Source organism: Rosettibacter firmus (genome assembly GCF_036860695.1).
Lineage (GTDB): Bacteria > Bacteroidota > Ignavibacteria > Ignavibacteriales > Melioribacteraceae > Rosettibacter > Rosettibacter firmus.
In genome coordinates this window covers 49,323-73,540 of record NZ_JAYKGJ010000005.1, presented here as the reverse complement: position 1 = coordinate 73,540, position 24,218 = coordinate 49,323, and the positions used below count along the sequence as shown (strand labels likewise).

The following is a 24,218-nucleotide window of genomic DNA, read 5'->3' as shown; positions in this document are numbered from 1 at the left end:
AAAATTAGAAATGCTGTAGTACTTTATTCGCAATATTATCACCAATTGATAAAGAAGCAGTTGCAGCTGGCGAGGGAGCATTACAAACATGAATAACTTTTTTATCTTCGACAAAATAAAAATCATCAAGCAAGTTTCCATTTATATCACAAGCCTGGGCTCTAACACCTGCTCCAGATTCAATCAAATCATTTTCATTAATCTCTGGTATTAGATTTTGTAATGCTTTAGTAAATGCATTTTTACTATATGAGCGATAATATTCGTACAAACCAACTTTCCAGTATTTTTTTACAATACTATAAAATCCTTTCCATGTAAAAGTATCAATTGTATCTCGAAAATTAAAACTCGTTTTTTTATAACCTTCTCTCTTAAAAGCCAGGACTGCATTTGGACCAGCTTCAACATCACCATTAATCATTCTGGTAAAATGAACTCCTAAAAATGGAAACTCGGGATTTGGTACAGGATAAATTAAAGAATTGACAAGATATTTTTTCTCTTCTTTAATTTTATAATACTCACCACGAAATGGAATTATTCTCAAAGGAAGATTTTTATGAGTTAATTTTGCAATTCTATCTGAATATAATCCTGCACAGGTAACAACAAATTTTGATTGAAAAGTATCGTTATTAGTAATTACTTCACAAATATCATTTTTTATTTTTATCTCTTTAACTTCATTATTAAATTTAATTTGAGCATTGTGTTTAAGAATTATTTCAAGATATTTTTTTGCTACCTGGAAAAAATCTACAATACCAGTTTGAGGCACATAAATAGCTTCGATGCCATCAGCATAAGGTTCATAATTTTTTATCTGGTTTTTATTTAGTTTTTGTAAACCGGTAAGACCATTTTTAATTCCACGGTCATAAATTGAATTCAAAATAGGAAGTTCGTTTTCATTTTTTGCAACAATAATCTTTCCAGTAATTTTATAATTGATTTCGTATTTGTCACAAAAATCTATTAACATTTTATAACCAAGAGTACAGTTGATCGCTTTTAAGCTTCCTGGTTTATAATAAATACCTGAATGAATTACACCGCTATTATTTCCTGTTTGATGTTTAGAAATGTCATTTTCTTTTTCAAGAATTAATAATTTAAGGTGAGGATTTTTTTCAAGAATTTTTAATGCAGAAGCAAGTCCAACAATTCCCGCGCCGATAATGATAATATCAAACATAAATTTATTTTTTATTGTTTATTGTTTCTTGAATTATATTTTCGAGTTTTTGAATTACATTTTCCCACTTATAGTTCTTTTGAATAAACTCATATCCCCTTCTTGCTACATCCTCTCTAAAATTATCATCATCTAATAACTTAATTATTAAATTAGCATAATCAGAAGGAGTTTTTGCAACTAAGACAACATTTTCAGCACCATAAGATAAACCTTTTACTGTAAGTTCTGACGCAACACATGGAATACGCATAGCCATTGCTTGAAGTAATTTATTTTGTAATCCTGTTCCTATTTGCATTGGGGCAATAAAAATTTTTGATTTCCAGTAATACTCACGTACATCCTCAATCCATCCCTTTATTACAATATTCTTATTGGATAGTTTAAATAATTTCTTTTTAGGATTCGCTCCTGCAATTAAAATTCTAATATCGGGCTTAATTTTTTTTAATTCTGGATAAATTTTATTTACTATAAATTGAGTGGCATCAATATTTGGAGGATAACTCAGGTTACCATTAAAAAAAATATCGAATTCTTTTTCTGCTGTTTTAGGATGAAAATAATCTATATCAACCCCATTCTCAATTACGTTTATTTTAGGATCATCAGATTTACAGAAATATTTTTTATCTTCTTCAGAAATAATGACTAATTTATCAAAATAATTTCTTATCTCCTTTTCGTAATTAAGTACTCGTTTATATTCAATCTTTAATAACCATTTAAAAAAGAAATTCGAATTAGGAATTCTTCTCTTTAAACCTTCAGAAAGTAAATCAACATAATCTAAAATTTTGGGAGCCATATTATAATTTTTCAGGTATTCAGAAGTTCTAATCATTTGGCATATTATGACATCCGGCTGAAATCTATTTATTTCTAATAAAACATCCTTTTGAATTCTATTGAAATAATAATAACTGACCTGAAAAGGTTTTTTATAAAATAAATTTTTCAATAAGTTTTTAAAAATTTTATTAAAACCAATTTTTTGAACTTTTATTTCTTTACAATAACTCTTTAATGAAGATGGTAAAGCTCTTTCTAGAAATGATTCATTTAATGAATATAAAAACACATCATAATTTTTACACCTAATTTTCTTATTGCAAAATAATTATAATAAAATTAACCTGATCATATTAAAACAAAAAAAATTATTGATTTTTCCCAATAATTAAACCCATCTATTTTTTTCTACACATATCTTGATAATTTCCATCTATATTTTCTAAATAAATACAAAATTCCAAGAAAATGTTTCATGGTAATTTTAGAAAAAAATGTTGTTTTAGTTATTCTTTGTTCAAAGTGAATAATTGTTGTTAATGGGAAATAAACTACTTTCCAATTTGCTCTCCAAACACGAATACAATAATCAATATCTTCAGGGCCATAAAATATAGTATCATCATAAAAACCTATTTCTTCAATAACTTCTCTACGAATAAATTGACACGCACCAATTAAATAATCAACTTCTCTTATTTCATTATGATCCCAATCTGACATTAAATGATTTTTCAATACTTTAGAATTTTTAATAAGCTCTATTGAATCCAGTCGTCTTGCAAGCAGAGATAAAATATTTGGGAAATTTTTACAAGAATACTGAAGTTCTCCATTTGAGTAAACAAGTTTTGAGCCAACCAAACCTATATCCAGATTAGAATTCATAAAGTCAAGCATCTTTTTAATAGAATTTTCAATTAACTCCATATCAACATCTAAAATAAGAACATACTTACCAATAGTTTCTTTCATACCAATATTTCTTGCCTTAGCAACACCAAGATTTTTTTTATTTCTTATTAGTTTTATATCGGAGTGATTCTCATTTAGATATTCAATTGTCCCATCAGTTGAATTATTATCAACAATAATAATTTCATATGTAAAACCCGATGAATATTTCTTAATGGATTCTAAGAGTCTCTTTAAAAATTTTTTTGCATTCCATGTAATAATAACTATTGATACTTCAATCATTATATATATCTTGATTTTAATTCGATAACTCGTTATAAAGATTAAATAAATTTTTGTAATATGCTTCAATACCAAAATTTTCTAAAAGAAAAGCTTTTCTTTTAATCAATTTATCTAATTCTAATGAGTATTCAGATTCCAATTCTTCAATTTTTTTAATGAATGATTCAATATTATTCTTCTCATAAATTTTACCAAATTGAAAAACATCCTTAACGGTCTCCTTCATACCACCAAGGTCTGGAACAATCGGTAAAATATTTAATGATATTGCTTCAAGCAAAGTCATCGGTGCATTTTCATAAAGTTTTGAAGCCATAAACAAATACTTTACATCTTTTAATATATCAAACAATTCTTTTTCTCCTTTGAAATCATAAAAAATAATATCTTTATTAGACTTTAAATTGTTCGCATACTTTTGAATATTAACTTTTTCATCACCATCACCAATTATGAACAATTTAAAATTATTATTAGATTTTATTTTCCATTCATTAAAAGCATCTAAAATAAAATAGATATTTTTTTCTTTGGAAATTCTTCCATAATAAGTAATTATATCAGATTTTTTTTCATATTTAATTTCATTTAATTTAATAGGATTTCTTAATAAAAATATTTTTTCTTCATCTATGTTATCTTCTATTAATTTTTGCTTCATTAAATTGCTTGGAGCAATAAACTTATCAATTATTTTTTTATGATTTAATATATTATTTGCGACAAAACTTCTAATAGCTTTAAGTAAAGTATAAAAATAACCTCTCCTTTCGCATGAAGTTGTTAACATTTTTAACTTAATTTTTTTCCCTAAACATTTTTCGCAGATAACTTCTTTTTTAAAATTAAATAATAATGAGTTTGGGCAAGATATATGAAAATCATGTAATGTTTGAACAATTTTAATTTTTTTTCTTTTTTTATGTAATCTTATGGCAAGTAAAATAGAAGATGAGAGTGACCCAATAAATCCATGTATATGAATTATATCAATGTTATTATTTCTTAAAAATTTATTTAATTTAATAAAATTATTAATTGAAAATACATATAAAAATGGTTTAAGCATAAAGTTATATTTTTCGTAAGATTTAAAATCAATATCGGATTTATTTAAATTATTTTTACTTATGAAACCTGAATAATTGTTTTCAATAAAAATATTTTTTCTAGTAATATTAAATACTGTTTCGGCTCCACCTCCAATGTCAAATTCATGAATATGTAATACGTTCAATTATCCCCCTTTATAATAAATTTCTTATTGGTTATGAAATAAGTCGTTATATAAATTAGTATTAAATTAAAGACATAATGAATCCAATGAAGAATTGGTACAAAGAAAGAAAAAGCTACAACAAAAATTAACATTCCATAAAACGAAATGTTATAAATTGTTGGATTCAATCGCATTTTATAGTATATGTATGAAACTAAAGCTCCAAATAACAAAGGGATGACAAAAAGTCCAACAAAACCAAAATCACGATAATAAATAAAAAACATTGTATATGTGTTGTAAGCACGATTTATAATGTGTGGAAATTCTTCTATATGAACATATTCAGAAATTAAATCCTTCAAACCAATTGGTTTCAATAAAAAGTCAAAAACAAAATAACCATAAGTATGAAAATCTAACTTACCAATAGCATTTGCAAAATTCTCTAAGTTCATTGATATATACATATAAGGTTCTGTTAAAATTGCATATTCTTTTCCAAACTTCATTTCACTTAAATAATAAAGAATGTTAATTGCATATCGGCTTAATCTTAAATTCGAAATTTCAAAAAAGATTATTGAAAAAATTATAAGAACAATTAAAATATTTCTTGGACGCAGTCGGTTAGTTTTGTAATAAAGTAAAATTACAAATAGAGCAATTGGCAGTAATAAATAAAATCGATTCAAAAGAAAAACATAAGTAATAAATGAAATTAGCATTATTGAGAATATAATAAACTTTCTCATAATATTAGTTTTTGAAATGAAAACATGTATTAATGATAAGTACAATATAGCAGGTATGGTATAAACAAAAGAACCAATCCCAAAAATGCCCCATTTTGTTCTTGCTATTTCTGGCATTCTAGTAAATATGGGAACGAAACCTCTAATTAGATAAGTAATAATGTATGATATGGAATAAAAAATAAAAAGCGTAATAATTATTATGTATAATAAATTTTCATTAATTTCTGATTTTGTAAATATTAATCTCACATCATTAATTTTTAATATATTTTTGTTAAAAAATAAAACATATACAATATAAACACCCAATAAAAATGAAAATACTGCCAGAAGGAGAGAAAACCATGCTAATCCACTCCAAGTTATTTGTAATCGACTAAGTTTTAAATCAGTTAAGCCAATTGCTAAAAACCAAACTAATGTAAATACTTTAGCTGGAGAAAAGAAATCTTTTTTTCTTGCTAACAATAAGATCAGAAAAAATAATACAAAACATATTATAGATACCACACTCATTTACTTTTTCCTAAAAACAATATATTTCTTTTGAATAAATTAAATTCAACTTTATCATAAAAAATAAACATTAAAATCAGTGAAAATGAAATTAATATGAATGTAATGCCTATAACAAAATCCATTTTATGAAAATTGAATAATAATATAATCGTCAAATAATAAAGTACAACAAATAGAAATCTTGCGTCAAGTATTTTTTTTAGAAAGATATTATAATTTGGTTTAATAAACATAATCAGTACAACAATTATCATTATCAAATAAGATAACATTGTTCCAAGTGCATTGTATTTTGGTATCAATACGTAAAATAAAATTATACTTATTAAAATTCCCAAAGATGAAGTGAAAATATGTTTTTTAAATTTTTCAGTTGTAATTAACATTACTCCAAAAAAATCTGAAATTATTCTTAGAAACATCACAAAAGCAGCAACTTTAAGAACAATTATTGATTCGTTATAATTTTTATTGCTATAAAAAAAGTGAATTATTTCTTCTGGATAAGAAAAGCTGATAACAGAAATAATCATACTTAAAATTATTGTAAGTTTGAAAAATAACTTTGTTGATGAAAACCATTCGTAATTATTTTCTTTAAACAACCTTGACATTGTAGGTAAAAATGAATTGTATATTATTCCCGGAATTATAAAAGGAATAAACATCAAATTTTTAACAGATTGATAAATCCCAACATTATAATTGTCTTTTAATACTCCAAGAAATAAAGTATCAAGCTGATAAAGTAAATTATTTAATATAACTAAACTTCCAAATACAATATTTTTTTTTATGGCTACTATAAAATCATTCTTATTGAATTTTACAAATTTTATAGCAACTTCTTTTCTTATAAATTTTTTACTCGATATAATTGCAAATAATCTTGATATTCCATAAGCCAATCCAACTAAAAAAATATTTTTAGTTGTATAAATAAAAATAAAAGAAAGTAACAACAAAGAAAGGTTCATTATCACTGAAATCGTAGTTTCATAATGAAATTTCTCGAGTCCCTTAATTATTGAAATCATAAAGTTCGAAAATGAATTGAATACCATATAAATTAAAAACACAAAGCCAAGTATAATTTCACTTATACTATCACTTTTCAAAAATATAAACGTAGACATTGAGATTATTGCAACAATAACAAATACAATTTTCGATATTAAATATTCAGAGACAATTTCAGAAACACGATTTTTGTTTTTGGCAATTTCAGTAGTAAGTAACACATCAAAACCAAAATCAGCAATAAGAAGAAATGTATTAGATAAAGTATGTGCATACGAGAACATTCCAAATTCGTACGGACGATAAATTCTAGCTACAAATAAAAAGATTAAAAAATTAGGAATAAGCCTTGAAAGAATTGATAAAAATGATAGGAAAGAATTATTCCTTAACTTTTTGATTACGGTCATAAATTACAATCAAGTTCTTAATTAAGAGGGATTTTAAACTATTTCTTACTGAACTTCTTAAGATCTTTTTTAAATTCATTTACGATGAAGTTGTACTTACTATTATCTGCAACCTTTAATCTATTCAAAAGTTCTAATGTAAAAACAATTACAAGACCTAGGAATAATGAAATAATGAATGCAATGCTAGCATAAATTGAAATTTTTGGTTTTGCCTTTCTTTCAGCTGGTCCTGCTTTATCCAGTACTATAACAGATGGGGTATTCCTTGCTTCTTCTACTTTTGCCTGTTCATATAATGGCTGTATAAATTCAAGAATCTTATATTGAATTTCCAGATTACGATAAATCTTTAAATATTCATTTGCTAATTGAGGAGCTTCTTTAAATGGAATAAGTAATTTAACATCCTTTTGAGATATATCTGTACCTGCATTAAGTTGATTAATTTTTTTCCTCAATTCATTCATTTCTATTTTAGTATTTGCAACAAGTGGATGATCTTTTCCATAAGTTTGTTGCATTACATTAAATTCTATTTCTTTTTTATATAAATCCAAGTATATGCTTGACATAGATTTTACTGTTGCTTCTATTTGTTCTGGGATTGCTATTACTCCATATTTTTCCTGAAATTGTTTCATTGCACTTTCAAGATTATTTATATCAGCTATGTTTTGTAAATATCTCTTTTCAACAAATTCTCTATTAGCCTTCGCATTGGTCACACTTAGTTTTGTATTGATTTCATTTAGTCTTTCAACAAGATAATTAGCAATATCAGCAGCTTTTTGTGGATTCTTATCATAAACAGTAATTGTTAAATTTCCTTCATCCTGGATTTCTAATTCTAAATTTGATTGCCATTTTTTAACAACCTTTTCATAGTAATCATCTTCCATTTCATATTCTTTACGTAAATCAAATTTCTTAATTACGTCATCTGTAATTGTTGCACTTTTTAAAATAGCAATATATCTATCTGCTTCAGTGTTTGCACCAGTCAAAGCTGCTAATCCTTTACTTGCAGAAAATCCTTTAGCTAAACTTGATAATCCAGAAAGTGTTGATAGTAAATCTGTTTTTTCTGCTGGGAAAACAGAAGCAGTTGCTTTATACCATTTAGGCGCTAAAAGCGCGTATAAAGTTGCTCCAGCTGTTATTGTAAACACAAACCAGAATAAAAACCACCTATACTTAATAACAACAGTTAAAAACTCTATAAATGTTCTGCCAACATAAGTTTCTTGTTTTTGATCCATAATTATTTTCTATTTTGTTGCTTGAATTATTAAAAATGTAATAGAAATTAAAGCTGTAACAATTCCCGATACAGCTCCTATGTTTTGAATATAATACGAAAGATCTCGAGGTAAATCTTTCGGAACATAAATAAAATCACCTGGTTCTATTTTTATTGTATCTTCTGCATTAAACCATGTTCTATTTGTCCCTTTTATAATTTGAGTTTGTTTACCATTTTTTGCAGTCTGTGTAACGCCGCCAGCTTCATTAATATAATCTTTCCATGTTTTTGTAGAATCATATAAATAAAAACCTGGATTAACAACCTGACCAAATACATAAACTAAATTCTGTTTTTTAGGAATAATTATTATATCACCATCATTTACTATATAATTTCCATCCTTAGCAGAATCTGAAAATATTTTTGTAAAATCGATAATACTCTTGTTTTCAATAAATCTTAATGAATTATCATATACAAAAGAATATTGAAATTCTTCAGTAGTAACATTTGCACTACGTAACATTTTTATTTCTTCACTTTTTAGTTCGTCAACAGTTTTAAGAACTAAAGGTAAAGTAGTAAATGATGTATCGGCTTCGTAAGCATCTCTTATTGCTTTCATTTTCATTATTTGGGATTCATCTGTTCCTTTTAATATCTCAGCTCTTTTTAAATCTGCATCGTATGTAAAACCTCCTGCTTTCTCTATTACTTCTCTAATTGTTGTATTATTCTTTGTGATATAAACATATCCTGGTCTATTTACTTCTCCAAGTACTAAAACCTTAAAGATGGTTTTATTATTTTCATTAAAAAGTATTGTAATTCTATCACCTCTTTGTAAAGGTACATCATCACTAATTTTTACGCGAATTATTTCTTCTGCTTTGCCATTCTCTTTTATTCTTGATATTTCAGCTTCTGTGACATTATCATATGCTTTATTAATTCCACCAGCAAATAAAATTGCATCAGAAAGTTTATCACCTTCTACAAATTGAAATTGTGTTGGTTTATTAACAGCTCCAGATATTTCAACTATATTTTTCTTTTCATCATATGATGGAAATATTATAACATCATCATTCATTAGATATGGATTATATTTAAAATCTCCTGTGAGTCTGAACTTAAGTAAATCAATTTTTATTTGTGTCCCATCTGCTCGCTTAAGTAAAATATCTCTTAATGGATATTTTTGTAATTCTTTTTTTATTTGTTTTATAATTTCAGGTTTATTTACAGCTCCTAATGATATTTCTTGAGCTTGGTTATATAAACTGGTTATGAAATGATCTAATCTCTGTGTTCTAAAAGCTGTAAATGAACCAGTTACTACAAAATTTCCCCCAACAGTAACAGTAATTGGTTGCATTACAGATGTTTGAAGAGTTTTTGAAGTTGTTTGTTCAATATCCTGAGCAAACAAATTATAACTTATTAGATACACAAAGAAATAAATAAAAAATTTTATGAATCTCATTTTCATCTTTAGATTATTCTGAGTTAATTAATTATTATAACATTAATTCTAAAATTATAATTTTTTTGTAGCGATAACAAATATATTACTTGTAAGTATGATGAGATGTGTAAAAATTCTACAAATCTCCGTATTGCTTTTTATAGTAGTTAAGATATTCTCCTGAAATTATTCTTTCCCACCAGTCTTTATTTTTTATATACCATTCAATCGTATAATCTAATGCAGATTCAAAATTAAACTCTGGCTTCCAGCCCAGCTCATTCTGAATTTTTGTAGAATCAATTGCATAACGACGATCATGCCCCGGTCTATCTTTTACAAATTCAATCAGGTCATCTGATTTGTTTAACTTTTTTAAAATCAATTTTACGATATCAATATTTTTCATTTCACAGCTTGCACCTATATTATAGACTTCACCAGCTTTTCCTTTTTCAAAAACTAATTCAATAGCTTTGCAGTGATCAATTACATAAATCCAGTCTCGAACATTCAGCCCATCACCATATACTGGAAGTTTTTTATTATTCAAGCAATTAATAATCATAAGAGGAATTAATTTCTCTGGGAATTGATAAGGTCCATAGTTATTCGAGCATCTCGTAATAACTACTGGCAAATTATAAGTATGATGAAATGCAAGAGCCATTAAATCTGCTGCAGCTTTACTTGATGAATATGGACTATTAGGAGAGAGCGGAGTTTCTTCTGTAAAATATCCTTCTTCGCTTAAACTACCATAAACTTCATCTGTAGAGATCTGAATAAATTTTTCGATGTTATATCTTCTCGATGCTTCGAGTAATACATTAGTTCCAATAACATTTGTTCTATAAAAAATTTCAGAACCAAGAATGCTTCTATCTACATGCGATTCAGCAGCAAAATTAATAACATATTTTATAGAATATTTTTTGAATAGATAATCAATAAGTTCACGATTGGTAATATCACCTTTAAAGAAGTGATAGTTTTTATTTCTTTCAACAGATTTTAAATTTTCAAGATTACCAGCGTATGTTAATTTATCCAAATTAACAATTTGCCAGTCATCTTTGCGGGATAAAATATAATTAATGAAGTTACTACCAATAAAACCAGCTCCGCCAGTTATAAGTACATTTTTCATATCAGTATGCAAAGAAGCCAAAATAAATTCCTGTTTGTATAAAAAATGAGTTTGAGTTTAAGCCCGAAGGCATTCCTGATATACTTTTATTGTTGTTAACTTTCCAACTTCTATTAAATGTTAAATTGTATCCGCCTCCAATTCTAAATGAAAAAAATCGTGTAAGTGGAATATCGCAATTAATTGTTGGTGTAAATAATAAATATGATTGTTTTAGAATATCACTCACATCTCGTGTCATAACAATACCATCATTAACTTTAGACCAGACATTTTCCCATGAATAATCTGAGCTTGATTGATAAATTTCAATTGAAGAAGAACCATAACCAACTATTGCACCTAAAGAAACTGCAACATTTTTTATAAAAGGTAGAGTATATTCAAAAGTTAATCCACCAAGACCAAAATTATATTTAACTTCTTTTTCGAATTCACCAACTGTTCCACTTGTCGAAGTCGAACCACTTAATCCAATTGCTCCAATTCTAAAATCTTCAATCATCATAATGTAAGCATAACCACTTCCACCCCACAAAATAAGACCTGAATTACTTAACTCATCAATTCCCATTTTTTTTATCTGCGTATTAATATCACTCAAATCTGGAAATACATAAGCTGGATTAAACCCAACAGCAATACCAAAGCGTGAAACCCAACCTATATCTTCTTCCTGTGCATTTATTTTATTAAAGCAAAGAATTAATGTTATTAATAAAAAATATTTCTTCATGGTTTATCATTCTTTTTTTTCTTTTTCAAATTAGCAATTCTTTAAGTAAAACGAAAATTTAAAAACTGGATTAACATATTATTTTTATTTTAAAAGATTTTCTGAATTATCAGGTTTAGTGTAGATAATAAAAAGGCTGAGTTGATTTTCAAAGTTTGTCACTCGTTACCACAACAAGGGAAAATCAACATCAGCCTGAAACTGTTAGTCCATAATTTTTCTTAAAAATGAAGAGCTGTCTTCTTCATCATTATCATCTTTTTTCTTTCTGGGATTTAGATCCTCATCTTGATTTAATGAACCAGAATTTGCTTTAAAACCTGTTGTTATATTATCATCTGGAAAAAGTTCTGGATCTTTTCCTCTCATACGAAGAATAGTAGGAATATTTAAATCATCTGTATTTTCTATTTCATTTTTACTTCTCGTAAATCCACCTATACCACCAAATGATTTTTTCGTTGCATTTTTATTTTCTTGATCTTGCTTCAAATTATTCAAACTACTTGATTGACCATTAGAGCCAAAGCCAGTTGCTATAACTGTATAAGAAATGTAGTCATTTAATTCTTCTTTTATCACTGCTCCAAATATTACATTAGCTTCTTCACCTGCAGCTTCGAATATAATATTGTTACCAGCTTCAACTTCCTGCATGGTCATATTGGAAGAACCAGATACATTAAGAAGGATATTTTTTGCACCTTTTATTGAAACACCTTCGAGCAAAGGTGATGATATTGCTTTTTGAGCTGCTTCTACAGCACGGTTTTCTCCACTTGCAATACCACATCCCATAAGTGCCTGACCACTTTCTTTCATGACTGTTCTTACATCTGCAAAATCTACATTGATTACTCCCGTCATTGTAATAATATCAGCTATACCTCTTGTTGCTTCGTATAGAATTTCGTTTGGTTTATCGAAAGCTGCTACTGCAGCTGTCGCCGAATCAATAATACTCAAAATCCGACTGTTAGGGACTACAATTAAACTATCTACATACTGTTTTAATTCTTTTATCCCTTCCTCTGCATTTTTCATTCTTTGTTTTCCTTCCCAGGAGAATGGTTTTGTAACAATACCAACTACAAGAGCTCCCAGACTCTTAGCTATTGAAGCAACAATTGGTGCAGCACCAGTTCCTGTTCCCCCACCCATACCACAGGTAACAAAAACCATATCGCTACCATCAAGAATTCGTGTTAATTTATCGCGGTCTTCCTCTGCTGCTTTCTTACCAATATTTGGAATAGCTCCTGTTCCCAGACCTCGAGTTATGTTTGCACCAATCTGGACTTTAACTGGTGCAATAGATTTTGCCAGTGCCTGAGCATCTGTATTAACAGCTATAAATTCAACTCCACTTAATCCTCGATGTATCATACTATCAATAGCATTACAGCCTCCGCCACCTACTCCAACAACTTTCAATACGGCAGAAAGCTTTTGAGTTTCTTCTCTATCGAGAGTGACAAATCTCAATTTGTGCTTATTGTATTCTGTCATAATACCTCCTTGTTGTGGTACATTTATAAATTTTCAAAGAATTCTTGAATCTTTTTAAAATATTTTCCTGGCTTAAACTTTTTTTCTTTCTTTAGTTTCTTTACTTCAACTTTACTTTCTTCCTGCATCATTCCAGGAAGTCCTTTTACCAATCCAGCTACAGTTGCAAATTCTGGACTTTCAATTTCATGAGATAAACCTTCACCTAATTCCAGTGGTACACCAATTCTCGCAGGTAATCCAAAGACATCTTCAGCAAGTTCAACACAACCTCTCAATAGAGAACCTCCACCAGTTAAAACCACACCAGCTTTAATTTTATTTTTAAAACCAGAAACTCTAAGTTCATTATCTATTAAAGTAAATAGCTCTCTCATTCTAACACTAATAATTTGAGTTAACAATGAAATAGGAATTTTGATATTGCCTCTTGCACCAACACCTTTTAAGTAAATATCTTCATCTTTTATAATTGCACTTTCAATTGCATAACCATATTCTTTCTTAATTTTTTCTGCATCTGCAGTTACAATTCCAAGAGTCTCTCGTATGTCATTTGTTACCTGATTACCAGCCACACCAATAACTTTTGTATGTTTAATTGCTTTACGATGAAAAATTGCAAGATCAGTTGTACCACCACCAATATCAATAAGAAGTACACCGAGATCTTTTTCATTTTCTTCAAGTACAGATATTGAAGATGCTATTGGTTGAAGGATATAATTTTTAACAGAATATCCAGCACGTTCAACAGATTTTCTAATATTTTCCATTGCAGGAATTGATGCAAGAACAACATGATTTACAGCTTCGAGACGTGAACCACATAAACCAATGGGATCATCAATACCACCTTGATAATCAACAAAATATTCTTCTGGAATAATATGAAGTATTTGTCTATCCGATGGAATTCTTATTGTTTTAACATCAGATTCAAGTCTCTCAAGATCTTCTCTTGTTATTTCATGGTCTGGATTATTAATTGTTACATAATTTCTATGACGCAAGCTTGTAATATGTTCGCCAGCAACTCCAACATTTAATTCTTTAATACTAATACCTGCTCTATTGGAAGCTACATTCATTGCTTGATTAATAGCTTCTGCGGTTTTTGAAATATTTGCAACAAGACCGCGATTTAATCCTTCTGATGGTGCTACACCAAATCCAAGTATATTAATACTATTTTCTGCTTGCTCTGCTATAACTGCACAAACTTTTGTTGTTCCTAAATCAAGTCCTGCAATAATATTTTTTTTCATAATTTCTGTTCTCCTACAAATAAACTATCTTGAATACCTAAATAAATATGACCATTATATCTAAGGTCTACATAATTCATAAAGTTATTTATTTCTTTGCCCTTTAAGTAATTCCATAAATTATATAAGTAAACAATTTTTTTAATTTCGTTGCCTCTTCCAATTATAACTGGATAATCATATAAAGAAACATAAATCATCACATCATTACCATAATTCATATCGATTAATGATAATTCACCATACAACTCTTCGCTAATGAATTTAATTCCGCTTAAAATTTTTGATGCAGTAAGCAAATCATAATTTTGTTTATAAAAAGTCATAACCTTGATGGAATCTTTTTTATATATATTTGAAATAATTGGATAATCAACATTCTTTGTACCTGAAAGAAATGGAAGTATTTCTAATTTGTCTGTTACCAGATATTGTTTTTGATTATCAAGAAGAATAGCTTCAAAAGTTTTCTCATAAATTTTTATAGTCACTTTACCGCTTCCTTCATATCTTACATCTGCTTTATCAACATATGGATGTTTTTCTATTCTATCTTTTATTATTTGCAGTGATAAATATTTATAACCTGTCTTATCAATTAAGTTTGCAAAATTCATATAATCTTCTTTTGTAAGATGATAATTACCATTTATAGTTATTGTATTAATTATAATGTTATTGTTGTTATATGTAATTCCTATGTAAAATATTAATCCAGATAATATAACAAGTAATAATATACTCAATACTCTACCAATCATTTTATTTGTTATTCTTTTTTCTTGATTTAAGAAATTCTACAAATTGTTCTCCATATTTCCAGATATCACCTGCACCCATTGTAATGATTATATCATTTTCTTTATAAATTTCTTTTAAAAGTTCTGGAATCTTTGTTTTATCTGGTTCATAATAAACTTTTTTATGACCATAATTTTTTGCTGCATTAGCAATTAATTCTCCGCTTACACCTTCAATAGGAGCTTCTCGTGCTGGATAAACATCTGTACATATAAAAACATCCGAGTTCAAAAATGATCGACCAAATTCTGCATAAAAATCTCTTGTTCTTGAATAAAGATGTGGTTGAAAAACTGCAACTAATCTTCTATTCCATCCACGACGAATTCCATCTAACGTTACATCTATTTCTGTAGGATGATGTGCATAATCATCAACAACCATAACATCTTCATCGTATTTTTTTTCGAATCGGCGATATACACCAGTAAATGATTCAAGAGCTTTTTTAATAATAGAGAATTCCACTCCCATCTCTTTTGCAATTGTAACAGCCACAAGAGAATTTTTTACATTATGAATTCCAGGCACATTTAATTTAATTTCACCTAAAACTTCCCCTTTATAAACCACTGTATACTTAGAAAAATTTTTCTCATGAGTAATATCAATAGCTCTAATATCAGCCTGTGGAGAAAGTCCATAAGTAAAAATCTTTTTATTAATTAATGGAATTATATCCTGTAATGCTGGTTCGTCTAGGCATAAAACTACAAATCCAAAGAAAGGAACTTTATTTGCGAATTCAGTAAATGCTGATTTTAAATCATCAAGATCTTTATATGTATCAAGATGTTCTCTTTCGAGTGTTGTTATAGCTGCAATTACAGGTGTTAGTTTTAAGAATGTTCTATCAAATTCATCAGCTTCGACAACAATAAAATCACCTTTTCCTAATCTTGCATTAGTACCTCCAAGACTGTAAAGTCTTCCCCCAACAATTATAGTTGGATCAATTCCAGCTTCTGTTAAAACTAAACCTACCATCGAAGTTGTAGTTGTCTTTCCATGTGTACCTGCAATACCAATTCCATACTTCATTCGCATACATTCAGCAAGCATTTCAGCTCTTTTAATCACAGGAATTTTTCTTTCTATTGCAGCTTTAACTTCAGGATTATCCAGTGTTACAGCTGATGAATAAACAACTAAATCTGCATTTCCCAAATTTTCTGGTGAATGACCTTCATAAATTTTAATTCCAAGATCTTCAAGTCGCTTTGTAATTTCTGTTTTATGTAAATCTGAACCTGTAATTTTAAAACCTTGATTTAAAAGTATTTCTGCAATACCACTCATTCCAATACCACCAATTCCAACAAAATGAATATTTTTAATTGTTCTTGTCATCATAAAATAAATTTCCTTTACTTTTTTAATACACTAAAAATTCTTCAGAATTTTTCCGCCAGTTTTATAATTCTTTCTGCAATAACATCAGCTGCATCTGGTTTTGAAAACTTTTTTATGTTACTTCTTAAGCTATTTAATTTATCTTCATTATTAATTAATTCTATAATTTTATCTAAGAATTCATTCTGCAAGTTATTATCTTCGATCATCAGAGCAGCATTATTTTCAACCAATACTTTTGCATTTAAAATCTGATGATTTGCTGCAACATTTGTTGATGGTACAAAAATCACAGGCAATCCCAGAAAAGAAACTTCTGCAATTGTTGTTGCTCCTGCTCTTGCCAAAACCAAATCACATGCACTATAAGCAGCCTGCATATCATCTATAAATGGCAAAATTCTTACTTCGTTTCTCTCATATTTTTTATATTCATCAAAGTACAACTTACCTGTTTGCCACAAAATTTGAATATCATTTTTTACCAATTCATCTATCGCATAAGCAACAGCATTATTAATTGATTTTGCACCAAGACTTCCTCCAAGTACCAGTAAAGTCTTTTTAGTAGTTTGTAGCGAAAATCTTTTTAAAGCCTCTTCTTTATTTATCAATTTTAATTCAACTCTTACAGGATTTCCAGTAACAAATAATTTTTCTTTATATCTGAAATATTTTTTTGATTCTTCATATGTTAAATGAATTTCATCAGCTTTTTTTTCGAGCAATCTGTTTGTAATTCCAGGATATGAATTTTGCTCAAGAAGTATAATTTTCGCTCCAAGAACAGAAGCTGCCCAGATTACAGGCCCCGATACATAAGCACCTGTTCCTATCGCAACACGAGGTTTGAAATTCATATTTATGATTAACGACTGAATTAATCCTGCAGTGAGTTTAAATGGAAACAAAAGATTATTAAAATTAAATTTTCTTGAAAATCCACTGATTAAAATTGTTTTAAAGTTGAAATTAGATTGAGGAACAACTTTAGCTTCAATCTTATTTTTAGTTCCTACAAATAAAATTTCTGCCTCTGGTTTTAATTGACGAACTTTCTGAGCAACAGCCAGAGCTGGATACAAATGACCACCTGTTCCACCACCAGCAAATATGAAACGATAAATTGTTTTCATCCTACCTGTGCCAATTTTAATTCTTCTGTTCTTAAAGATTGTTGTGCAACATTCAATATAATACCAATTGATATTGCAAGTAATATAATTGATGTTCCTCCAAAACTTATAAATGGAAGAGGAATACCAGTTGTTGGAAGTAAACCAGTTACAACTCCAACATTAATAAAGGCATTAATAAGAATATGAAAACTTAATCCAAACACTAAAAGTTGACCAAATTTATCCTGTGATTTTTTTGCTATAACAAGACAAGCTAAAAACAAGATTAGATATGAAAACAATATTAAAAATGTCCCTATAAAACCAGTTTCTTCTCCTATTACAGAAAAGATAAAATCTCCATAAGATTCAGGTAAAAACAAATCACTTTGACGACTATTACCTAAGCCCAGTCCTTTGAATCCTCCACTTCCCAATGCAATCTTAGCTTGAACCACCTGAATATTTATATCATTACCTGTTAATAAACTATTTATGTAATCAGTCATCCTCTCTCTTGCGTGACTAAATAATAAAATCACAGGAATAAAAAGAGTACCAATAACTGAGAATACTCCAAGGATATGTTTAAGCTGAGCACCACCTACATATAAAATTGCAAATGATGTAATAATCATAATTACTGAAGCACTAACATGAGGTTGGATAATAATAAGTCCAACTGTAGCACCTATCCAGATTAATGCATACAAAAAACCTTTCTTGAAATCTTTTATTAAATGTTTTTTCCTTTCTATTAAAGCTGATAAATGAATTATTAATAAAATCTTTGCGATTTCAGAAGGTTGAAAATTGAATAATCCAAAAACGTTAATCCATCTACCTGCTCCTTTGGTTTTAGTAGCAACAAATAATGTAAGAATCAAAACGATAATAGTTCCTATCATTAACCATTTACTCAATTTTCTATAATAATCATAAGGTATTGTTGCAAAGACAAAAATTAATATGTTTGCAAATATTACTTTCCAGAGATGAGACTTAAATAAGAAATAAAAATTATTGAACTTATTTAAGCTATATGTACCGCTTGCAGTAAATACCATTATTGCTCCTAAAAGCATTAAAGCAATGACAATAACAATCACCAATTTTATCATTAACTTCATCATTTTAATTTATTCACTGCTGTTTTAAATACTTTACCACGATGTTCGTAATTATCAAACATATCAAAACTTGCACAGGCTGGAGATAGAAGAACAACTGAACCTGATTCTGCTTCTTTCCTTGCAGATTCCACACAATCTTCAATAGTCTGTTTATATTCTGTTGGAACATAATCTTTGAAATACTCATAAATTTTATTTGCAGAAGAACCAATAGCATAAATCTTTTTTACTTTGCTTACTACTAAGTCTTTTATCTGATCATAATTATTTCCTTTATCTTTTCCACCAAGAATCAAATAAATTGGTTTATCAAAACTTCTCAAAGCATACCAAACAGAATCAACATTTGTAGCTTTTGAATCGTTATAATATTCAACACCATTAATTTCTCTTACAAATTCAATTCTATGTTCTACTCCTTTAAATGAAGTAAAAGCACTTCTTATTTTTTTATTTGGAAGATTTAAAATTTTAGCCACTGATAAAACTGCAAGTGCATTAGCAATATTATGTTCGCCTTTAATAAATAAATCTGAAGCTTTGCATATCTCTTCTTGTTTTCCATACCATGCAAAAAACATTTTACCATCTTTATAATAAGTTCCAACATTTAATTCTTTCTTTGTAGAAAACCCAATTTTATGAGCAGATACTTTTTCTAATTTTGTGTTGATTGTGATATCATCTGCATTGTAAATAAAAAAGTCGTCTTCATTTTGATTTTTTGTTATTAAAAATTTAGAATCAATGTACTCATTAAAATTATTATTATATCGATCAAGATGATCGGGAGTAATATTTAAAATCATCGCAAACTTCGGTTTAAATTTATCAACAAAGTCAAGTTGAAAACTGGAAGTTTCAAGTGATACAAATTCATTTTCTTTTACATCCAGTACTAATTCAGAAAATGCATTACCAATATTTCCAGCTGGATATGATTTTAATCCACATTCACTCAATGTGTAATTCATTAAAGAAGTAGTTGTTGTTTTCCCATTTGTTCCAGTAATTGAAATAATAGTTCCTTTACAAAACCAGGAAGCAAATTCAACTTCACTAATAATTTTTATACCTCTTTTTAAAGCATTTAGTATTACAGCAGAATTTGATGGAATACCTGGACTTGTAACAATAAAATCACAATCATAAACTTTATCTGAATGTTTACCATATTCAAAATCGATCCCTTCTTTTTCGAATATTTCAATTGATTTAGATAAACTATCCTTAGAAGCACAATCACTTACAAAAGGAATTGCACCTAATTTTTTTGCAAGTCGTGCAGCTCCAATGCCACTTCTGACTGCACCCAATATTGTTATTTTTTTATTTCTTATATCAATCATCTTATCTTAAATGAAGTTAAACTTAAAATTGCCAGAATTATTGTTACTATATAAAATCTAATTACAATTTTTGGTTCTGCCCAATTTAATTGCTCAAAATGATGATGAATTGGTGCCATCTTAAATACTCTTCTTCCCTCACCATATTTTTTCTTTGTGTATTTAAAGTATAATCTTTGAATAATAACTGATAGAGTTTCGATGAAATAGATTCCTCCAAGTATTGGAATTAGCAAATCTTTTTTAACAATAATCATAATTACACCAAAAGCACCCCCTAATGAAAGTGAACCTGTGTCGCCCATAAAAACTTCTGCAGGATAGAAGTTAAACCAGAGAAATCCCAAGCCAGCACCAATCAATGCAGCAATGAAAACTGTAAGTTCGCCGCTACCAGACAAGTAAATAATATTCAAATAATCTGCATAGATTACATTTCCAGTTACATAAACAATTATAGCCAGAGCAAGCATTACAATAATCATTGTACCAATTGCAAGTCCATCCAGGCCATCAGTTAAATTTACTGCATTTGATGTAGCTGTTATAATAAATATAACCCATGGAATGTATAAATAAGAAAAATCCCAGTTTAGATTTTTAAAAAATGGTAACGTGGTCTGTGTATTGTATTGTGAAAACTCTGGTAAAAAATAAACAGCACTACCGATAATTAAACCCACAAAAATTTGTCCCATCAATTTATATCTGGCTATTAAACCTGTAGGAAGTTTTTTAATAACTTTTAAGTAATCATCAAGAAATCCAATAGCACCTAAAAAAACAGTAGCAAATAATACAAGAAGAATGTAGACACTTTTCAAATTACTCCACATTAATACTGGAATTATTATTGAAATTAAAATTATAATTCCTCCCATTGTTGGAGTACCAGCTTTCTTCTTATGTGTTTCTGGTCCATCGTCTCTAATAGGTTGATCTATCTGTTTCTCTTTTAACTTAGAAATTATTTTAGGACCGAATATGAATGATATTATAAGTGCTGTAATAGCAGCAAGTGCAGATCTAAAAGATAAGAATCTGAATACATCAAATCCTGGTGGATTGAATGTTTCGTTAATATAGTTGAATAGATAGTAAAACATTATTCAAACCTTTTTTCGATTATGTTTACAAATTCTTCCATTTTCATTCCTCGCGAACCTTTGATTAAAATTACAGAATTTTCGATTTCCTCATATTGAAGATAAAGTTTCAAAGATTCACGAGTTTCAAAATGAATTGCTTTTATTTTTTTCTTTTTTAATTCTTTATAAAGATGCTTCATTAAATTTCCTATAGTGAGCACCATTAAATTTTTATTTTGTTCAATCCCATTAGCAAGTTCTCGATGAAATTTTGGTGCTTGTTTACCAAGTTCAAACATATCTCCAAGGATTATAATCTTCTTTTTATATCTTTTAATTTTTTTCAAAAAATCATAAGCTGCATTTACTGAAGCGGGACTTGCATTATATGTATCATCAATCAAAATTATTTCATTTAATTCTTTTACTTCGAGTCTTCCATGAACTGGCTTTAATTTTTTTGATGCATTAATAATATCTTCTTCAGACAATCCAGCCTTTAATGCTATTGATACAGCTGCTAAAAAATTTTTTGCATTTGATTGTCCATATACAGGTAGAGTAATATCAAAACTGTTATTATCATGTTCAATAAGCATATTAACTCTTCCCAGATCATCGTACTTTAAAATTTTTCCTCTTACATCGGCTTTTTTATTAAAACCATAAGTAACAACATTCGTGTATTTATTTTTATTCTTTTTAATAAAAGGATCATCCAGATTAATAAAAATAAAACCTCCTTTTTGATTTGCTTCATCAAATAAAGCAGATTTTTCTTTATAAACTTCTTCTCGATTTTTTAAGAATTCAATGTGAGAATCTCCAATATTTGTAATCAAAGCATAATCGGGTTGAGCAATTTTTGCAGAGTAAGGAATTTCACCAATGTGATTAGTTCCATGTTCCAGTACAAGCATTTCACATTTTTCATCTGCACTAAAAATTGTAAGAGGTACTCCAATATGATTATTATTATTTGCTTCTGATTTTACAACACTAAATTTTTCTTCGAGCAATGTTGCAGTCATTTCTTTTGTTGTTGTCTTCCCATTACTACCAGTAATTGAAATTACTTTTGCGTTTAGTTTATTTCTCCACTTATTTGCAAGCTCGCCATAAGCTTTAATTGTATCTGGCACTGTAATAAAAGGAATATCCAGCGAATTAAACTTTCTTAATTTATTTTTATTAATTACTACTGCTTTAGCACCTTTTTTTATTGCTTCGTCTATAAAATTGTGACCATCAAATTTTTCACCTTTAATTGCAAAAAATAAACAGGGACTATTTACCTTTCTTGAATCTATTTCAACAATAGATAGAGGTTCATAATTATCGGGATTATAAATAACTGAACCTGTAAGATTAAATAAATCTTCCAATGTAATTTTTATTTTGCCCATTCTTCTAAGTATTTAGTTGCAATTTCTTTATCTGAAAAATGTTTTCTTACGCCATTAATCTCCTGGTAATTTTCGTGTCCTTTACCAGCAATTAAGATAACAGCATTATCTTCGCTATCAAAAATTGCAGTGCGAATTGCTTCTTCTCTATTTTCAATAGCACAATAATTATTTTGTTTAATTCCACTTAAAATTTGTTCTATAATTTTATTCGGGTCTTCTGTTCTTGGATTATCTGAGGTTACATAAACTTTTTTACTCATTTCGGATGCAATTTTTCCCATTACAGGTCTCTTTGTTCTATCTCTATCACCACCACATCCAAATACTGTATAAATTGGTCTTTCGTCTTTAACAATATGATGTATAGCAATTAAAGCTTGTTTAAGAGAATCTGCTGTATGTGAATAATCAATGATTACTTTTTTATTATTCTTAGAAATCACTTCAAATCTTCCTGGTACCTGTGGTGTAGTTTTGATTCCATAAATAACTTTTTCAATATCAAGACCACTTAGCACACCAGTAATAAAAGCAGCAGATGCATTAAAAGCATTAAAATGTCCAACGAGTTTCGTTTCCAGTTTATATACTTTCCTATTATATTCAATAGAAAAGCTTGTGCCTTCAAGTGTATATTCAATATCTTTTATTTTAAAATCTGAATTAGAGGATAATCCATAAGTTACTTTTTTTGCTTTGCAATCTTTTAACAACTCTCCAATATTAGGATCATCAGTATTAACAATTGCATAACCATCGGATGGCAACATATCAAACAATATCTTCTTGGAATTAAGGTAATGATCAAAAGTTTTATGATAGTCCATATGATCAGAAGTTATATTCGTAAAGATCCCATAATTAAAACTAAGTTTATCAACACGATGTAAATGAAGAGCATGGGAAGAAACTTCCATAACACAATGAGAACAACCTTCGGCAATCATCTGGGATAATAATGAATTAATTTCATTCGATTGAGGTGTAGTTAACATTGTTTTAATTTCTTTGCTTCCAATATAATTAGCAATTGTTCCTATAAGTCCAGATTTAAATCCAGCAGTTTCAAAGACATTTTTGACAAAAAAAGCTGTTGTTGTTTTTCCTTTTGTTCCTGTAATACCAATTAAAGTCAATTTTTCCGATGGTCTTCCATAAAAGATATTTGAAAACTCTGCTAAAGATTTTCTTGTATCTTCAACAACAATTTTTACGCAATTTGAATGAGTAAATAATTCATCGGGGACAGCATTTACATTTGATAGCACAACTGCAGCAGCACCATTATTAATTGCATCTGGTATATATTTATGTCCATCTGTTTTAAAACCTTCAATTGCAAAGAATAGCGAATTCTTTTTAACAGAATTAGAGTTATGTGTTATATCTTCTATCTCTTTTAATTCTGCATTACCAACTACTTGAATTACTCTTACATGATTTAATAATTCGCTAAGTTTCAATT

20 protein-coding genes are annotated in these 24,218 nt (G+C 28.2%); all 20 read right to left on the bottom strand.

Going from position 1 to position 24,218, the window contains the following annotated elements; all coding sequences use genetic code 11:
• Window positions 1–4: 4 nt before the first annotated feature.
• Entirely contained in the window at window positions 5–1,198 is a 1,194-nt protein-coding gene (lhgO, locus tag VJY38_RS13410; protein ID WP_353681234.1) for an L-2-hydroxyglutarate oxidase, read from the bottom strand.
• 4 nt (window positions 1,199–1,202) lie between these two features.
• The gene (locus VJY38_RS13405; protein WP_353681233.1) at window positions 1,203–2,045 is read right to left on the bottom strand and encodes a glycosyltransferase; all 843 of its coding nucleotides are present in this window, start codon (window positions 2,043–2,045) and stop codon (window positions 1,203–1,205) included.
• A gap of 356 nt (window positions 2,046–2,401) precedes the next feature.
• Window positions 2,402–3,193, bottom strand: a complete 792-nt coding sequence (locus VJY38_RS13400; protein ID WP_353681232.1) for a glycosyltransferase family 2 protein — start codon at window positions 3,191–3,193, stop codon at window positions 2,402–2,404.
• A gap of 16 nt (window positions 3,194–3,209) precedes the next feature.
• Window positions 3,210–4,433: a glycosyltransferase family 4 protein gene (locus VJY38_RS13395; RefSeq protein ID WP_353681231.1), complete on the bottom strand. Its 1,224-nt coding sequence runs from the start codon at window positions 4,431–4,433 to the stop codon at window positions 3,210–3,212.
• Window positions 4,430–5,689, bottom strand: coding sequence for an O-antigen polymerase (locus tag VJY38_RS13390; protein ID WP_353681230.1), 1,260 nt, complete (start codon window positions 5,687–5,689; stop codon window positions 4,430–4,432). Before VJY38_RS13390 ends, VJY38_RS13395 begins: the two co-directional genes overlap by 4 nt.
• The gene (locus VJY38_RS13385; protein WP_353681229.1) at window positions 5,686–7,122 is read right to left on the bottom strand and encodes an oligosaccharide flippase family protein; all 1,437 of its coding nucleotides are present in this window, start codon (window positions 7,120–7,122) and stop codon (window positions 5,686–5,688) included. Before VJY38_RS13385 ends, VJY38_RS13390 begins: the two co-directional genes overlap by 4 nt.
• A gap of 38 nt (window positions 7,123–7,160) precedes the next feature.
• Window positions 7,161–8,384, bottom strand: coding sequence for a GumC family protein (locus VJY38_RS13380; RefSeq protein WP_353681228.1), 1,224 nt, complete (start codon window positions 8,382–8,384; stop codon window positions 7,161–7,163).
• Between the two features lie 9 nt (window positions 8,385–8,393).
• A complete protein-coding gene (locus VJY38_RS13375) occupies window positions 8,394–9,857 on the bottom strand; it encodes an SLBB domain-containing protein (protein WP_353681227.1) in 1,464 nt (487 codons plus the stop codon).
• A gap of 118 nt (window positions 9,858–9,975) precedes the next feature.
• Window positions 9,976–10,989, bottom strand: coding sequence for a dTDP-glucose 4,6-dehydratase (gene rfbB, locus VJY38_RS13370; protein WP_353681226.1), 1,014 nt, complete (start codon window positions 10,987–10,989; stop codon window positions 9,976–9,978).
• A 1-nt stretch (window position 10,990) separates the two neighbouring features.
• Window positions 10,991–11,725 (bottom strand): hypothetical protein, encoded by a 735-nt coding sequence (locus VJY38_RS13365; RefSeq protein WP_353681225.1) that lies wholly within the window; start codon window positions 11,723–11,725, stop codon window positions 10,991–10,993.
• A 204-nt stretch (window positions 11,726–11,929) separates the two neighbouring features.
• Window positions 11,930–13,234, bottom strand: coding sequence for a cell division protein FtsZ (gene ftsZ / locus VJY38_RS13360; RefSeq protein ID WP_353681224.1), 1,305 nt, complete (start codon window positions 13,232–13,234; stop codon window positions 11,930–11,932).
• A 23-nt stretch (window positions 13,235–13,257) separates the two neighbouring features.
• Window positions 13,258–14,502: a cell division protein FtsA gene (ftsA, locus tag VJY38_RS13355; protein WP_353681223.1), complete on the bottom strand. Its 1,245-nt coding sequence runs from the start codon at window positions 14,500–14,502 to the stop codon at window positions 13,258–13,260.
• Window positions 14,499–15,263 carry a cell division protein FtsQ/DivIB gene (locus tag VJY38_RS13350; RefSeq protein ID WP_353681222.1) on the bottom strand — a complete coding sequence of 255 codons (765 nt, stop codon included), beginning with the start codon at window positions 15,261–15,263 and terminating at the stop codon, window positions 14,499–14,501. Before VJY38_RS13350 ends, ftsA begins: the two co-directional genes overlap by 4 nt.
• Window position 15,264: 1 nt before the next feature.
• The gene (gene murC, locus VJY38_RS13345) at window positions 15,265–16,656 is read right to left on the bottom strand and encodes a UDP-N-acetylmuramate--L-alanine ligase (protein WP_353681221.1); all 1,392 of its coding nucleotides are present in this window, start codon (window positions 16,654–16,656) and stop codon (window positions 15,265–15,267) included.
• A gap of 41 nt (window positions 16,657–16,697) precedes the next feature.
• Window positions 16,698–17,792 (bottom strand): undecaprenyldiphospho-muramoylpentapeptide beta-N-acetylglucosaminyltransferase, encoded by a 1,095-nt coding sequence (murG, locus tag VJY38_RS13340; protein ID WP_353681220.1) that lies wholly within the window; start codon window positions 17,790–17,792, stop codon window positions 16,698–16,700.
• On the bottom strand, window positions 17,789–18,895 hold the full coding sequence (locus VJY38_RS13335; protein ID WP_353681219.1) for an FtsW/RodA/SpoVE family cell cycle protein: 1,107 nt from the start codon (window positions 18,893–18,895) through the stop codon (window positions 17,789–17,791). Before VJY38_RS13335 ends, murG begins: the two co-directional genes overlap by 4 nt.
• An 8-nt stretch (window positions 18,896–18,903) precedes the next feature.
• The gene (gene murD / locus VJY38_RS13330; RefSeq protein ID WP_353681218.1) at window positions 18,904–20,256 is read right to left on the bottom strand and encodes a UDP-N-acetylmuramoyl-L-alanine--D-glutamate ligase; all 1,353 of its coding nucleotides are present in this window, start codon (window positions 20,254–20,256) and stop codon (window positions 18,904–18,906) included.
• Complete coding sequence (mraY, locus tag VJY38_RS13325; RefSeq protein WP_353681217.1) at window positions 20,253–21,362, bottom strand: phospho-N-acetylmuramoyl-pentapeptide-transferase; 1,110 nt, start codon at window positions 21,360–21,362, stop codon at window positions 20,253–20,255. Before mraY ends, murD begins: the two co-directional genes overlap by 4 nt.
• Window positions 21,362–22,750, bottom strand: coding sequence for a UDP-N-acetylmuramoyl-tripeptide--D-alanyl-D-alanine ligase (locus tag VJY38_RS13320; protein WP_353681216.1), 1,389 nt, complete (start codon window positions 22,748–22,750; stop codon window positions 21,362–21,364). Before VJY38_RS13320 ends, mraY begins: the two co-directional genes overlap by 1 nt.
• Entirely contained in the window at window positions 22,738–24,216 is a 1,479-nt protein-coding gene (locus VJY38_RS13315; RefSeq protein WP_353681215.1) for a UDP-N-acetylmuramoyl-L-alanyl-D-glutamate--2,6-diaminopimelate ligase, read from the bottom strand. Before VJY38_RS13315 ends, VJY38_RS13320 begins: the two co-directional genes overlap by 13 nt.
• Window positions 24,217–24,218 lie beyond the last annotated feature (2 nt).